We start from the raw sequence: 14,065 nt of genomic DNA on the forward strand, positions 1-14,065 counted from the left end.
GTCACTATGGAAACTTCCATTTTTAGGATTCAGAGGGGCTTCCATGAACCTTCGCGTATACTTTATATGACTTTCTCCTATGCTCGTTAACATACCAACATTCCCTTATGAGGCTGCAAAATTCTATCATTTTTCATCTATCTTTGCTATTGTTTTGAGTGAGTTTAAAAAGTTGATTTTGTGTACCTTTTTGTATATTCTTTAATTGCAGCTGCCATTCGGGGGCCGATTCCATCAATTCTCCGCAGTTCATCTTCACTCACATTCTCTAGGTCGTATCCGAATGTTTTCACGAGTCTGCGGGCTCTTATACGGCCTAGTCTTTTCACGCCCACAACGAGTGGTATTATATCCGCTTTAACGCCATAATATAACCGTGCCATTAGTATGTCAAGTTTCTGTGAATGGCCATATACTCCTGTGACTTCACATATTTCCTTGAAGAATTTTATGAGTTGGGATGCCTCATAGGCTGCTCTACGGGTTGAAGCAGCATATACATTAAAGAGGTTTTCAATCTCATACTCGCTTCTTTCGTTTATCCATTCTATTAGGGATGCTGCGGTGGCTTCAATGTTGCCCACATCCATGACGAATATACCATGTTCTTGGAGTTTTTCACGGACACTATCCTTGCCTTTACGAGTTTTGAATGATATGATTGGCATGTCAGGGGTTTTGCATATTTCATAGATTAATTTGTAAGTGTCGATTTCATCCATTTCAGTTGCGAGGTGTCGGAGTTTTATACTTGTTTCGACACTATAATTGGAACTGGCTATGAGGAGTCCGAATGGTGTGGCCCTTAAACCTGCGGGGGTTGGTTTTATTATCTCGTTTTTGATGAGGAATTCTATTGAGGAGTTTATCTCATATTCAAGATTATCATCGAAGATGCTCATGTTAGGATTTTTGGTAAGCTGGTGGCCGTAGAATGTTTGTTTAAAGAATTCGATCAAATCTTCTGGGTTGTCTGATAATCCTGCTGCTACTTGTCCTATTATCTGGTGATAGACTGCGTCCTTGTTTTCTATGAGTTTTGAGTTGGTGGGTTCTATTTCACCATGTATGTAATATTCTTCTAATTGGTATGCTTCTTCTGGGTTTTTTGCTATAAGATATGAGTATCCTACGTTGTCGTATTGTGGTCTCCCGGCTCTTCCTGACATTTGTTCATAATCAAATACTGGTATCCATTTGGGTCCTTGTCGGGTCCACCTTATGTAGTCCCTTATGATGACGGTCTGGGATGGTAGGTTAACACCGTACATTAGACTGGGTGTGGCTGTGATCATGTATAGGTTGCCTTTTCTGAATTCATCTTCTATGATCTCTCTTTGTCTGGTGAATAAGCCTGCGTGATGGAATGCGACACCCTCCTTTATGCAGTTTGCGAGTTTGAGGCAGGTGAATGTTGGTGGTGATCCACTTTTTTTTGGGATTTCAAGTATTTTATCAGCGACTTCGTTAAATATTTCTCTGGTCTCTTTGGGGATGTTTTTGTGTATTTTTTGGGAGACAAATGTTGCTAGGGTTTCTGTGAATCTTCTTGTCGATACGAATACGAGGATTTGGTTTTCGTCTTTGATTGCCTCTTGTAGTATTTTGACTATGGCTTCGTTTTTTTCTCGGGCATTTAACATTTCGAGGGTTAGGATTTCCTTGTAGAGTGGGACTGGACGATAATCATGTTGTATCACTTTAGCATTTAGCCATGTTGCTATCTCTTCAAGGTTTCTGAGGGTTGCTGAGAGTGCTATTATCCGTATCCTGGGATTTAGGGACATTAGGCGGGTGATTGCACATTCTATTGTGGGTCCTCTTGTATATTCTCCTATCATATGGAATTCATCTACTATTAGGAGGTCTATCTCGTTTAGCGTGTTCCATGAGAAGCGTGTTAGTATGTCAAATGATTCAAATACCATGATTGCAAGGTCTGAGGATCTTGGATCTTTACCCACTGTGATGCCATGACTTTCAAGTTTTTTGAATTCTTTAATTTTCTCGTTTTGGATGGATATGAGTGGGACTGTGTAGATGACTTTTCCACCTTCTAGTATTGTTTTTATAGCGGCCATGAGGCCTAGTAGTGTTTTTCCGCTTGCTGTTGGTATTGCTAGTATATAATTGTGTTGGTCTTCGAGGTAGCCTTGTTTGATTGCTGCTTTTTGTGCAGGGTTTAGTTTTTCTATGAAGGGGTAGCAGTCTTTTATTATTTTCATCATGGCCTTTTCTGTGTTCATTTTTGTTCACTTTTCTTTTTTTCCACTACTTTTATATTTGATATCCTCGTATGTGGGTATTGGCCTTTTTCGTCTTTTTCGAGGCTTTTTACCATGTCCCATATTGTTAGGAGTGCTACGCTCACTCCTGTGAGGGCTTCCATTTCCACTCCGGTTTTGCCGTTGCATTTTACTGTTACTTTTACGGTTATTTTGTCGTTTAGGATTTTGAATTTCAATTTTGTGCTTGTTATTGGTAGCGGATGACATAATGGTATTATGTTCCATGTGTTTTTGATGGCGTTTATAGCGGCTATCTGGGCTGTTGCGAGGACGTTACCCTTTTCTATCCTTTTTTCTTTGATTAGTTTTATCGTGTCTTCTTTGAGGTGTATTTCACCTTCTGCGGTGGCTGTTCTCTTGGTTATGGGTTTTGAGGTCACGTCAACCATGTGGATGGATTCTTCATGTGTATGGGTTAACTTCATCATGATCACTAATATGGGGTTTTTATGGTTGAAAATTTAGCAGCTTTTTTTAATCCATTTTCTCCAAGTTTTTTTCTACATTTTTCATCTGAAAGTAGTTTGTCTATTGCATTTGCTAGTTTTTTGGGGTTTTTTGGTTCTATGAGGATCCCCACACTTTCGTCAACTATTTCAGGTATGCCCCCAACTTTTGTGGCTATTATTGGTTTGGCCATTGCCATGGCTTCTAATAATACGATGGGGATTCCTTCGGAGACTGATGGTAGGACTATTATGTCTGCGGCGGCCATTATATTGTTTATGTCTGTTCTGGGTCCTGTGAATATAACATCTTCGATGTTCTCTTCTTTGACCATATTTTTTAGTTTTTTTAGGAGCGGTCCTCCACCTACTATCACTAACTTTGAGTCTCTTTTTAGGAGTTTTTTTGCTTTTAGTAAATATTCAACACCTTTTTGTGGCACTAGATTACCTACGAATAATATGATTGGTTTTTTTGTCCCTATTTCTTCTCTGAATGTGGTTTTAATCTGTGGGTTGAATATTTTTGTATCTACCATGTTATAGGTTATCATTATCTTCTCTTGTGGTATTCCAAGTTCTGTGACTTTTTCAGCTAATTTTTTACTTACAACAAGGACTTTTGAAGCTTTTCTAAGTATTAATTTGATGATTGGTCTTAGAATGCTCTTGGAGGATAATATGAGGGCGTCTGATCCGTGCACGGTTACATAATATGGTTTTCCTGTTATAATAGATCCTATGAGTGCTATGAGGCCTGGGGGGATTATATAATGTGCGTGTATAATGTCGATGTCTTCTTTCCTGATTATTTTAATTAGTTTATGTGTTGCTGTGAGTGTGAATATTAGCCCCCTTAGACCTTTTATGTTTATTGTTGGGGCGGATGAGACTTTTATATCATTTTTGTCCTCTATTTTTTCATGTGGGTATGTTAGGATGCTTATATGGTATCCTTTTTCTTTTAGTTGTTTTGCTAGGTTGTAGGTGTGGGATGCGACTCCTCCAAGGTGTGGTGGGAATTTACCTATCATGATGACTTTTTTCAATGGGCTTCACCCTATTTAAAGGCGTGATCTGGTCTTGTTTTAAAATTGGTGTTGAGTATTCTCCCTTTTAGGTTGAAGATTAGCACATCAAAATCCATGGGGTAGTTTTCTTGGCATCTTTTTCGTACTGATGATGCTATACTGTTGAATACTGGTTGTGTTAATCCTGCATGGTCTAGTTCTGTGATCATTTCTTCTACTGTCCTTTTATTGAAAATTTTGACTAGAAGCGGCTTTGGGGCGCCGTTTAGTGCTGCGTGGGTTGTTATTATTTCATGTCTTCCATCTGCCACACTATTTTTTGTGTTGAATATCCCAGCGCTTATTTTTATGAGTTTACCTGCATGGCCTAGGAGTATGATCTTTTTAAAGTGTTTTTTAGCGGCTATTTTTAGCATGTATCCTGGGAAGTTGCCCATTTGTACTATCCTGTCTTCTTCGATGTTTTTGAAATATTTTTTAGCTATTTTTTCTCCTATGTTACCTGGTACCAATACTAGTTCTTCCCATCCTCTAGAGGCTGCTATGTCTATTTGGCATGCTAATGACATTTTATATGCTTTTGATGACATTGGACGCGCGATACCTGTTGTTCCAAGTATTGATATGCCACCTTTTATCCCTAATCTGGGGTTCATTGTCTTTTTAGCGATTTTACCCCCCTCTGGTACTGATATTTTTACAGTGGCCCCTTCTCCTGGGGATAAGTATTTTTTTATATTCTTTTTTATCATCTTTTTTGGGGTGGGGTTAATTGCAGGTTCTCCAGGGGGGACTGGGAGTCCTGGTTTTGTCACTTTACCTACGCCTTCACCCCCTTTGATGGTAATTTTTGAGGAGTTATCTAATTGTAGTGTTGCGATTATATCTATGTTTACTGTTACATCGGGGTCATTGTATGGTTTTTTTATGACTGATGCTCTTGCTTTGTTCTCTGAAAGTTTTTCCACGCTTTTAATGTCTACTTCTAATTTGCCGTAGGGGGCGTCTACAGTAACCTTTCTGATATTTTTTTTGCCTTTTAAATGTAAAATAGAAGCAACTGCCGCCGCTGTTGCGGCAGTGCCTGTTGTTATACCGAAATTTTGACTTTTTTTATTCATTAAAATCTTAAAAAGAAGATTCTTCCAATTCTTCTTTTATAGCCTCTATAAGCTCCTCTTTACTAGGAGCTCCTATAAATTTTAGAATACCATTCATTGCAATCGCTGGCACGGCCATTAAACCATATTCAATTGCTTTTTCCCTGTCAACCATCACATCTATTTGTTCAACTTCTATGGCATCGCCAAATTCTTTTTTCGCCTCTTCAACCACTTCTAGTGCCATTGGACAATATGGACATGTGGGTGATGTGAACACTTCAATCTTGACTACCATAAATATTAACCTCCATTTATCCTTTTTAAATTCTTGTTTCAATAAATACTTATCCATCCCAATAATGAGGATGCGACTATCAATCCTCATCAAAAAAAGTAAAAGGATCATCATCCCAAATACCACAAGCAAATCTCATACACTAAAAAGACAAATTATCATCATCCTCATAACCTGATCATCCAACAAGGAAGCCTATTGATCGGAAAATGGGATTCTAGAAGTCTAAAAATTTATAATAGTGATAATATGGTCTATCCTCCCACAAGAATGAAAGAACTTGAGGGAGTTTTCGGATGCTCATCAGAACTTTCTGGTAAAAATCCCATTTCAGATAGTTTTTGTGCATTCAAAGTTTAGAAAAAGCCTCCAAGTTACGGAAGTTGAAGAAGATTTTATTCTTCTTAAAAAATATTATATAATATGAATAATAATGATAAATTTAGGGGGTGGAATGGTATAGTGAAAATAAAAGTTCGTTCACCCGGTTCGGCCACTATAATCAACGCTATCGCAACTGGTAAGGGTTCGGCTTTCGCCATCCAACGACATGTAACAGCAGAAGTTGAACTCATACCAGAAGGAATAAAATGTGTCTGTGAAGAGGACATTGACACAACCCTAATGAGAACATGCGCAAAATTAGTCCTTGAAAAATATAATATAAACACCGGATTAAAGGTTAAAACCACATCTAACCTTCCAGTAGCATCAGGACTTTCAAGTAGCAGCGCAACCTCAAACGCCATAGTAATGGCAGCGTCCGAGCTCATAGCGGAAGAATTCGACCTAGAACCGCTTAAAAAGTGGGAGATCCTCAATTTGGGCATTGAAGCCTCCCTAAAAGCAGGGGTTACAATCACGGGCGCATTTGATGATGCTAGCGCCTCATTCTATGGCGGATTCACAATAACAGATAACCTTGAAAGGAAGATAATCAAAAGGGGGCCCATGGAAAATCAAAAGATATTAATATATATGCCAGAGAGAAAATCTTTAACTGCAGAATCCAATGTCAAAAGAATGAAGATACTCGCACCCCTAGTAGAAATAGCCTTTAAAAAGGCCCTAGAAGGCGACCTCTACAAGGCATTAACCCTAAATGGTATAATATACTGTGCAACACTAGGATTTAATCCAGAAGTTGCAGTGGACGCCCTAGAAGCGGGTGCGATCGCAGCAGGCCTATCAGGGACAGGACCAGCATTTGTCAGCATAACAAAAGAAGAAAAACAAGATGATATCATAGACGCATGGAGCTCCTACCCCGGGGATATAATCATAACAAGCGTTGACAACCAGGGCACACAGTTTAGGTGATCCCCAATGAGAAAATCAGATGCCATGAAACTTCTAAAGAAATCCAGGGAAAAAATAGATCTTATAGATGAGAAAATATTAGAACTCATTTCTGAGAGAACCTCCTTGGCGAGGAATATAATAAAAGCAAAGATGGTTTTGGACATGGACATTTGGGATCCTGAAAGAGAAAAACAAATCGAAGAAAAGACTAGGCAAATTGCTAGGGAAAACAGAATCGATGAAGACAAACTTATAAAAATCATGAGAATACTCACAGAATTAAACAAGATGGAACAAGAACAAATACTCAGGAGGAAATAGACATGGGGAATATTAGAACAGCATTCGTTAAAAGGATAGCTAAAGAATTAGTAGAAAAAAATCCTGGGAAATTCACAATGGACTTTGAAGAGAACAAGAAATTAGTCGAGGAACTCTCAACAGTAAACACAAAACACCTCAGAAACAAGATAGCCGGTTACATAACACGACTCATGAGGCAACAATCACAATAAGAGGTTGTAGGCTAATGTCACTTATAATCGCGAAATTTGGGGGCACATCAATAGGGAATGGTAAAAGGATAAGAAAAGCAGCTCAATCAGTAGTGAAAGAATACATGAAAGGAAATAAGATAGTAGTAGTGGTATCAGCCATTAACCGGACAACAGACGAACTCTTAGAAATCGTGGAAGAAGCCACAAACAATACCATAACAGAAAAACAACTAGCTGAAGTAGTTTCGATGGGTGAAATGACCAGTGCAAGGATATTTTCCTCGGCCTTGGAATCCCTCGGCGTGAAATCAGAATACATAGACCCATACAAAAGCGAATGGCCAATAATAACAGACAGCAACCTACTAGATGCTAAGGTAGATCTTAAAACAACAATAAAAAAATCCAAAATACTCTTAAAGCTCCTAGACCAGGGTATTATACCAGTCGTTTGCGGATTCCTTGGAAGAGATAAACACGGTTATATCACCACATTAGGCAGAGGCGGGAGCGACATCACAGCATTTTTACTTGGACGTTGCCTAAATGCAGATGAAGTTATAATAGTCACAGATGTTGGAGGGGTCATGTCAACCGACCCAAACAAACTCCAAGAAGCTAAAAAATTAGATAAAATATCTGTAGAGGAGATGAGGGACCTGGCCACCCACGGAGCTCAGGTACTCCACCCACACGCCCTAAAATATAAAGTGCCTGAGATAAAGGCTAAAATAATAGGATTTGAGCATGGAGATCTTTCAGCGCCTGGGACAGAGATCATAGGCCCGTCAAAGGAGGAGCAACTGAAGACTGTAACATTTAATTCAGAACCATTAGCCGTGCTTGCGGTAGTAGGAGAGGAAATCCTCAACAAGCCAGGAATACTCGCCAAGTTAACATCCACATTATCTAAAAAGAATATCAATATCATAGGCGTGTCCACCGGGAAAAATTCCATCACATTATTCATCAGAAAAGAAGATGCGCAGGAAGCCCACAAACTCTTACATGATGTTGTAGTTGAAGATGAAAACTTAAGTTCCCTATCCCTTGGGAGAGATATTGCAATGATCACAATTTCAAGCCCAGAATTTATAGACACACCAGGGATAATCTCCGAGATCACAGAACCATTAAGGGAACATAATTTGAATATTGTTGAAATTTCATCATCACAAACTTCTGTGGTGATATTCGTTGACTGGGATGATGGTAAAAAAGCTTATGAACTCGTAAGGGGTGTTTTAAAATGAAAATAGAAGGAACGATCGTGGCCATGATAACCCCGTTCACTCCAGATGATGAAGTGGACGAGGATGGGCTGCGAGAAAACATAAACTATTTGATAGAGAATGGGGTTGATGGTCTCCTAATCGCGGGGACCACAGGCGAATCAGCCACCATAACCCATGAAGAACAAAGGAGGATGATAGACCTCCTAGTTGAAGAAGTCGATGGTAGGGTGACCACCATCGCGGGAGCCGGCAGCAATTCCACAAAGGAGGCCCTTGGACTCGTAAAACACGCCGATGCAGCGGGTGCTGATGCTGCGCTCGTCATAACACCATACTATAACAGGCCGCAACCACACGGCCTATTAGAGCATTACAAGATACTCAGCGACGCGGCAGAGATACCCTTAATAATCTATAATGTACCCTCAAGGACAGGGACAGATATCGACGTTGACACCGTTCTAAAATTGGCAGAGGAAGATAATATAATAGGCCTCAAAGAGGCCAGCCCAGACCTTGACAAGGTATCCCAGTTGATGAAAAAACTCATGGAAAGGGGTCTCGACGATGAATTCGTCATACTATCTGGTAACGATAATCTCACACTCCCAATGATACCATTAGGGGCTAAAGGTGTTATATCAGTTGTTGCAAATGTTGATCCTGCCAGGATGTCAAGGATGGTTAATGAGGCTCTTTCAGGAGACTTTGAATCTGCGATGAAAACCCACTATGAATTATATGATCTTATGAAAGGCTTGTTCATTGAAACCAACCCTGTACCTGCTAAGGAAGCATTAAATATGATGGGCAAACCCGCTGGTCATGTGCGACCACCACTAGGACAACTCAAAAAAGAAAACAGAGAAAAACTCAGGAGGATACTAGAGGATCTCTCATTACTCTAAGGGTTGAGATAATATGATTAGGGTAGCGGTAAGCGGTGCTTGTGGCCGGATGGGTTCAAGGATCGTGAAGAGGATAACAAAAGAAAATGACATGGAAGTGGTGGCAGCAATAGAAGCACCCAACACACCATTTAAAGGGAAGGATGTTGGAGAGGTTATAGGTATAGGCTCAATCGGAGTTAAGGTAACCCCTGCAGATGAATTAGAGGATATCCTCAAGACTTCAAAACCTGATGTAGTTGTCGATTTCACAATAGCGGATGCAGCGGTAAATACTGTAGAGAAGGCTTCAAAACTTGGCATCAATCTTGTAGTGGGGACAACAGGTTTTTCAACTGAACAGTTAGAGAAGATCGGGAAGGACGTCAAAGAAGGGAATGTTAAGGCTATAATCGCCCCTAACATGGCCGTGGGCGTTAACGTCTTCTTCAAGGTGCTTGAAGAGCTTGCAAAATTCTTACCGGATTATAATGTTGAAATCATGGAAGCACACCACAAACATAAGAAGGATGCACCATCAGGAACTGCTTTAAAGGCATTAGAAATAATATCAGCCGCTACTGGGAGAGATCCTGATGAAGTGAGCGTATATGGTAGGAAGGGTCTTATAGGTGAACGATCAGATGATGAAATAGGAGTACATGCCATAAGGGCTGGTGATATAGTAGGAGACCATATAGTGCTTTTCGCGGGTGAGGGTGAAAGACTTGAGGTGATCCACAGGGCACATAGCAGAGAAGCCTTTGTTAGTGGTGTTATCCGAGCCCTTAGATTTATAGAAAAGGCAGAACCAGGCAGGATATCGGATATGAAGGACGTTTTAGGGATCAGGTGATTATAATGGTTGATGTGGGAGTACTAGGCGCGACTGGGATGGTCGGCCAACGCTTCATAGAACTTTTGGATAAACACCCTGAATTTGAGATTAAGGTGCTTACAGCTTCCCCACGTTCTGAAGGAAAGCGATACGAAGAAGCTGCTAAATGGTATCTTCAAAGTAAAATGCCAGAGTCAGTTAAGGATATAAAAGTCGTGGGGACAGACCCTTCTAAAGTGGGGGATGTTGACATATTATTCTCGGCTCTACCAGCTGATATAGCTGCGAAGGTGGAGCCAAAGTTCGCAGAAAAGTACGTGGTGGCTTCAAATGCTAGTGCGATGAGGATGGAACCTGACGTGCCATTGGTCATACCAGAGGTTAACCCCGACTTCCTAGACCTTATAGAAGTTCAGCAAAAGAAGCGTGGATGGGATGGTTTCATAGTCACGAACCCAAATTGTACTACGATAGCCCTTACATTAACTTTGAAGCCCATACATGACCAGTATACTATAAATAGAGTTTATGTAGCTACTATGCAGGCTGTTTCAGGCGCTGGATATAATGGAGTCCCATCAATGGCTATCATAGATAATATAATCCCTTATATTGGGGGTGAGGAGGAGAAGATAGAGACAGAGACGCTCCACCTCCTTGGCGAATTAGAGGAGGATAAGGTCATCCCTGCCCAGTTTGGCATAAGTGCATCTTGTCATAGGGTTCCTGTACTTGATGGGCACACAGAGGCTGTCTTCATAGAACTCGAGGAAGATTTTGAAATCAATGATATAAAACGGATCATGGATGAATTCCAGGGGATACCACAGAAATTGGAGTTGCCTTCCGCGCCTGAAAAACCAATAATCGTAAGGGAAGATGAGGACAGGCCACAGCCACGCATGGATAGGGACGAATCCAATGGGATGGCTGTTACGGTTGGTAGGCTTCGAAGGGATGCTGCATTTGAGAATAGTCTAAGGTATGTGTTGGTTGGCCATAATACGATACGTGGAGCTGCAGGTGCATCAATATTAAATGCAGAGTTAATAAATGAGATAATATTCTAGGAAATGTTCGAAGATCTACTGGAATTTTTGCATCATCTGGATATTTCATTACTTTATTTTTTTAATATTCAAATGCGCAATCCTTTTTTTGATTTTTTAATGCCGATTATAACATTTGCAGGGACCCAGATATTCTGGATAATCATATCCATAATACTTTTCGCTTTTCTGGGTGATAAGGGTAAAAGGGCGGCTTTCACATGCCTTTTAGCCCTTTTTTTAGGCTATTTTTTGAGCGAGTCTTTAAAGGCCATTTTTCAGGTTCCCCGCCCATTTGAGGTTATAGAGTGGGTGAGGCCTTCTACCATTGTTGGAGGTTATTCTTTACCTTCTGGTCATAGTATAGCTGCTTTTAGCGGATTTTTAATCCTTGGAGTGAAATATGGTAAGCTTCCTATTTTTCTTTTGTTGGCGGTTTTGGTGGGGATTTCCAGAATTTATATGGGTTTACATTATCCATCGGATGTTATTATGGGAGCCCTACTTGGGATATTGTGCGCTTTAGTTTCTTTTAGGATTGAAGAAAAATTTTTTAAGTTTTTGAAGGATAAATATCAGAGAGGATGATCAGTGATTCTTTTCAAGTGATTGACATGTTTCTTAAAGACTCGGAGAAGGAAGAATTAAGGCGTCTTGTCAAGGCATGCATGCTTGAGATAAGCAAATTAGAACTCGAACTTGAAAGATGCAAGAAAAGAAAGGATGAAAGTGAAAAGTTGGAAAAATTAGAGGAAGAATTGGCAACAAAAGAAGAGCATATAAAGGAGCTGGAAAAACTTTTAAAGGAAAAGGACAAGGTCATAGAGAATCTGAATAAGATTTTAAGCGAAAAGGAATCTCAGATCGAAGAATTAGAGAAGATAAAAGGATATTTTGATAAGTTGACAGCAAAGCCTAAAAAGAATCTTACATCATTCCAGTCACAAATTTACAGGCTATTACCAGAAGGGAAAGCCACTACTGAAAAATTGCATTCTTTCATAAAAAATATAGGATTCAAGGATTTGAAGTATGAGAATATGTTACAAATTCTTCGAAATCTTGAAAGAAAAGGCTATTTCAGATCCTATAATAGGGATGATGATATAATCTGGGAAAAAATTGAAAAATAGATTAGCTGATTTTTGCAACAAGCTCGGCGACCTTCTTTCCAAGGTTTCTAGATGTTTCTATGCCGAATTCGTCTTCTTCGCAGTCTTTTTCCCCGCGTCCAACTCCTGTTCCACCATAGTGTGCTGTGGGTGAAGCGTCCCCCACGACTATCATTTCATGTATTAATAGGAAATTGTGGATTGCACTACATGTTGTTTCTTGTCCACCGTTTCTTGAACCCCCTACTGCTATCGCCCCTCCTACTTTGTCTTTTAATTTGAAATCTATTCTTAGAGGTCTTGTCCTGTCCATGAAAATCTTTGTTTGTCCTGTTACATTGCCGAAGTAGACTGGGCTACCTATTATTATACCATCAGCTGCCTCTAGTTTCTCTAATAATAGTGGGGTGTCGTCTTCTATTGGACATTCACCCTCTAGGCAAGTGTCACATGCCCTACAAGGGTTTATGTTATATTCTGCGAGCTTTATAAGTTCTGTTTCAATTCCTTTTTTTCCTGCTGCGCTTAATGCTTCCTTGACTAGGAAGGTCGTGTTACCATCAATTCTTGGACTTCCAACTATCCCTATTATCTTTGGCATAAATATCGCATCCTTTATTTTTTTCCTATTTTGCAAAGTTTTAGATGGTTATTGTTATATTATTTTTTATAACAAAAAATACCGTAAAATATTTATAGAACCTCTAACCCATGGATAATTGCAAATATTATATTGAGGTGATCACATGGCACAGTTAACTGGAGGACAACAACCAGTTCTTATTCTACCTGAAGGTACAAGCAGATACCTTGGAAAAGACGCCCAGAGAATGAACATACTAGCAGGTAAAGTATTAGCAGAAACCGTTAGAACAACCCTAGGCCCTAAGGGAATGGACAAAATGCTCGTAGACTCCCTAGGGGATATCGTAGTAACAAATGACGGTGTTACAATTCTAAAGGAGATGGACATAGAACACCCAGCCGCTAAAATGTTGGTAGAGGTTGCAAAAACTCAAGAAGATGAGGTAGGAGACGGGACAACAACAGCAGTCATAATAGCAGGCGACCTTTTAAAGAAAGCAGAAGAATTACTTGACATGGACATACACCCCACCATAATAGCAATGGGTTACAGGCAAGCAGCCAAAAAAGCCCAGGAAATACTAGATTCCATAGCGATAAGCGCAAGCGACCGTGACACGCTAATAAAAGTTGCAATGACAGCAATGACAGGAAAGGGAACAGAAAAAGCCAGAAAACCACTAGCAGAACTTGTTGTAGACGCTGTTAAACAAGTAGAAGAAAACGGCGAAGTAGACAAAGACCATATAAAAATAGAAAAGAAAGAAGGCGGCAGCGTAGACGATTCAATGCTAGTACAAGGAGTGATAATTGACAAAGAAAGAGTACACCCAGGCATGCCAAAAAAAGTTGAAAACGCAAAAATAGCATTACTCAATTGTCCAATAGAAGTTAAAGAGACAGAAGTCGATGCTGAAATAAGAATCACAGATCCATCACAGATGCAAGCATTCATAGAACAAGAAGAGAAAATGATAAAAGACATGGTCGACAAGATAGTGAGCACAGGAGCTAACGTATTATTCTGCCAAAAAGGCATCGACGACCTGGCACAACACTACTTAGCAAAAGCTGGCGTACTCGCCGTTAGAAGAGTTAAAAAATCAGACATCGAAAAGTTATCAAAGGCAACCGGCGGAAAAATAGTCACAAACATCGAAGATCTCAGCGAAGAAGATCTTGGAAACGCAGGAAAAGTTGTGGAGAAGAAAATTTCAGGAGAAGAGATGATATTCGTAGAAGAATGCAAAGAACCCAAAGCAGTCACCATACTAGTAAGAGGATCCACAGAACACGTTGTAAGTGAAGTGGAAAGAGCCATTGAAGATGCTATTGGTGTTGTTTCGGCGACTGTTGAGGATGAGAAGGTTGTTGCTGGTGGAGGGGCTCCTGAGGTC

At 40.0% G+C, this 14,065-nt stretch carries 16 protein-coding genes; 10 read left to right on the forward strand and 6 right to left on the reverse strand.

Features of this window, described 5'->3' with window-relative positions; genetic code table 11:
* Window positions 1-164: 164 nt before the first annotated feature.
* Genes DPC56_RS03810 through DPC56_RS03830 form a run of 5 tightly spaced genes read right to left on the reverse strand, consistent with a single transcriptional unit; the run spans window position 165 to window position 5,163 of the window.
* Window positions 165-2,246: a DEAD/DEAH box helicase gene (locus DPC56_RS03810; protein WP_112093728.1), complete on the reverse strand. Its 2,082-nt coding sequence runs from the start codon at window positions 2,244-2,246 to the stop codon at window positions 165-167.
* A complete protein-coding gene (gene moaC / locus DPC56_RS03815) occupies window positions 2,243-2,716 on the reverse strand; it encodes a cyclic pyranopterin monophosphate synthase MoaC (RefSeq protein ID WP_220084810.1) in 474 nt (157 codons plus the stop codon). The genes DPC56_RS03810 and moaC overlap by 4 nt, the downstream gene beginning before the upstream one ends.
* A 5-nt stretch (window positions 2,717-2,721) precedes the next feature.
* The gene (locus DPC56_RS03820) at window positions 2,722-3,783 is read right to left on the reverse strand and encodes a glycosyltransferase (protein ID WP_245923866.1); all 1,062 of its coding nucleotides are present in this window, start codon (window positions 3,781-3,783) and stop codon (window positions 2,722-2,724) included.
* An 11-nt stretch (window positions 3,784-3,794) separates the two neighbouring features.
* Window positions 3,795-4,886 (reverse strand): cobalt-precorrin-5B (C(1))-methyltransferase CbiD, encoded by a 1,092-nt coding sequence (gene cbiD / locus DPC56_RS03825; protein WP_112093730.1) that lies wholly within the window; start codon window positions 4,884-4,886, stop codon window positions 3,795-3,797.
* Window positions 4,887-4,893: 7 nt separating this feature from the next.
* Entirely contained in the window at window positions 4,894-5,163 is a 270-nt protein-coding gene (locus tag DPC56_RS03830) for an MJ0307 family thioredoxin (RefSeq protein WP_112093762.1), read from the reverse strand.
* Between the two features lie 462 nt (window positions 5,164-5,625).
* On the opposite strand from DPC56_RS03830, the gene DPC56_RS03835 reads away from it, so the two are divergent.
* From DPC56_RS03835 to DPC56_RS03875, 9 genes are read left to right on the forward strand one after another with little or no spacing between them, the layout of a single operon-like run.
* The gene (locus tag DPC56_RS03835; protein WP_112093731.1) at window positions 5,626-6,483 is read left to right on the forward strand and encodes a shikimate kinase; all 858 of its coding nucleotides are present in this window, start codon (window positions 5,626-5,628) and stop codon (window positions 6,481-6,483) included.
* A 6-nt stretch (window positions 6,484-6,489) separates the two neighbouring features.
* Complete coding sequence (locus DPC56_RS03840; protein WP_181454376.1) at window positions 6,490-6,786, forward strand: chorismate mutase; 297 nt, start codon at window positions 6,490-6,492, stop codon at window positions 6,784-6,786.
* A gap of 2 nt (window positions 6,787-6,788) precedes the next feature.
* Window positions 6,789-6,980, forward strand: a complete 192-nt coding sequence (locus DPC56_RS03845; RefSeq protein WP_112093732.1) for a 30S ribosomal protein S17e — start codon at window positions 6,789-6,791, stop codon at window positions 6,978-6,980.
* 14 nt (window positions 6,981-6,994) lie between these two features.
* Window positions 6,995-8,215 (forward strand): aspartate kinase, encoded by a 1,221-nt coding sequence (locus DPC56_RS03850; RefSeq protein WP_112093733.1) that lies wholly within the window; start codon window positions 6,995-6,997, stop codon window positions 8,213-8,215.
* On the forward strand, window positions 8,212-9,105 hold the full coding sequence (gene dapA / locus DPC56_RS03855) for a 4-hydroxy-tetrahydrodipicolinate synthase (RefSeq protein ID WP_112093734.1): 894 nt from the start codon (window positions 8,212-8,214) through the stop codon (window positions 9,103-9,105). Before DPC56_RS03850 ends, dapA begins: the two co-directional genes overlap by 4 nt.
* Before the next feature lie 13 nt (window positions 9,106-9,118).
* Window positions 9,119-9,940 (forward strand): 4-hydroxy-tetrahydrodipicolinate reductase, encoded by an 822-nt coding sequence (dapB, locus tag DPC56_RS03860; RefSeq protein ID WP_112093735.1) that lies wholly within the window; start codon window positions 9,119-9,121, stop codon window positions 9,938-9,940.
* A gap of 5 nt (window positions 9,941-9,945) precedes the next feature.
* Entirely contained in the window at window positions 9,946-10,992 is a 1,047-nt protein-coding gene (asd, locus tag DPC56_RS03865) for an aspartate-semialdehyde dehydrogenase (RefSeq protein ID WP_112093736.1), read from the forward strand.
* Between the two features lie 3 nt (window positions 10,993-10,995).
* Complete coding sequence (locus tag DPC56_RS03870) at window positions 10,996-11,559, forward strand: phosphatase PAP2 family protein (protein ID WP_112093737.1); 564 nt, start codon at window positions 10,996-10,998, stop codon at window positions 11,557-11,559.
* 26 nt (window positions 11,560-11,585) lie between these two features.
* Complete coding sequence (locus DPC56_RS03875; RefSeq protein ID WP_112093738.1) at window positions 11,586-12,104, forward strand: hypothetical protein; 519 nt, start codon at window positions 11,586-11,588, stop codon at window positions 12,102-12,104.
* A 1-nt stretch (window position 12,105) separates the two neighbouring features.
* Here DPC56_RS03875 and DPC56_RS03880 read toward each other — a convergent pair whose 3' ends face one another.
* Window positions 12,106-12,684 carry a flavodoxin family protein gene (locus DPC56_RS03880; protein WP_112093739.1) on the reverse strand — a complete coding sequence of 193 codons (579 nt, stop codon included), beginning with the start codon at window positions 12,682-12,684 and terminating at the stop codon, window positions 12,106-12,108.
* Window positions 12,685-12,829: 145 nt separating this feature from the next.
* Between DPC56_RS03880 and thsA the strand changes: the two genes are divergently transcribed.
* Window positions 12,830-14,065: thermosome subunit alpha (gene thsA / locus DPC56_RS03885; RefSeq protein WP_112093740.1), on the forward strand; the 1,236-nt coding region annotated here is incomplete at its 3' end.

Source organism: Methanothermobacter tenebrarum, assembly GCF_003264935.1.
GTDB classification, from domain to species: Archaea; Methanobacteriota; Methanobacteria; order Methanobacteriales; family DSM-23052; genus Methanothermobacter_A; species Methanothermobacter_A tenebrarum_A.

Coding starts and splice junctions, on each gene's coding strand:
- dapA (WP_112093734.1), top strand. CDS start 8,212: ATGAAAATAGAAGGAACGATCGTGGCCATGATAACCCCGTTCACTCCA.
- moaC (WP_220084810.1), bottom strand. CDS start 2,716: ATGATGAAGTTAACCCATACACATGAAGAATCCATCCACATGGTTGAC.
- asd (WP_112093736.1), top strand. CDS start 9,946: ATGGTTGATGTGGGAGTACTAGGCGCGACTGGGATGGTCGGCCAACGC.
- DPC56_RS03840 (WP_181454376.1), top strand. CDS start 6,490: ATGAGAAAATCAGATGCCATGAAACTTCTAAAGAAATCCAGGGAAAAA.
- DPC56_RS03880 (WP_112093739.1), bottom strand. CDS start 12,684: ATGCCAAAGATAATAGGGATAGTTGGAAGTCCAAGAATTGATGGTAAC.
- DPC56_RS03810 (WP_112093728.1), bottom strand. CDS start 2,246: ATGAACACAGAAAAGGCCATGATGAAAATAATAAAAGACTGCTACCCC.
- cbiD (WP_112093730.1), bottom strand. CDS start 4,886: ATGAATAAAAAAAGTCAAAATTTCGGTATAACAACAGGCACTGCCGCA.
- DPC56_RS03845 (WP_112093732.1), top strand. CDS start 6,789: ATGGGGAATATTAGAACAGCATTCGTTAAAAGGATAGCTAAAGAATTA.
- DPC56_RS03870 (WP_112093737.1), top strand. CDS start 10,996: ATGTTCGAAGATCTACTGGAATTTTTGCATCATCTGGATATTTCATTA.
- dapB (WP_112093735.1), top strand. CDS start 9,119: ATGATTAGGGTAGCGGTAAGCGGTGCTTGTGGCCGGATGGGTTCAAGG.
- DPC56_RS03850 (WP_112093733.1), top strand. CDS start 6,995: ATGTCACTTATAATCGCGAAATTTGGGGGCACATCAATAGGGAATGGT.
- DPC56_RS03875 (WP_112093738.1), top strand. CDS start 11,586: ATGTTTCTTAAAGACTCGGAGAAGGAAGAATTAAGGCGTCTTGTCAAG.
- DPC56_RS03830 (WP_112093762.1), bottom strand. CDS start 5,163: ATGGTAGTCAAGATTGAAGTGTTCACATCACCCACATGTCCATATTGT.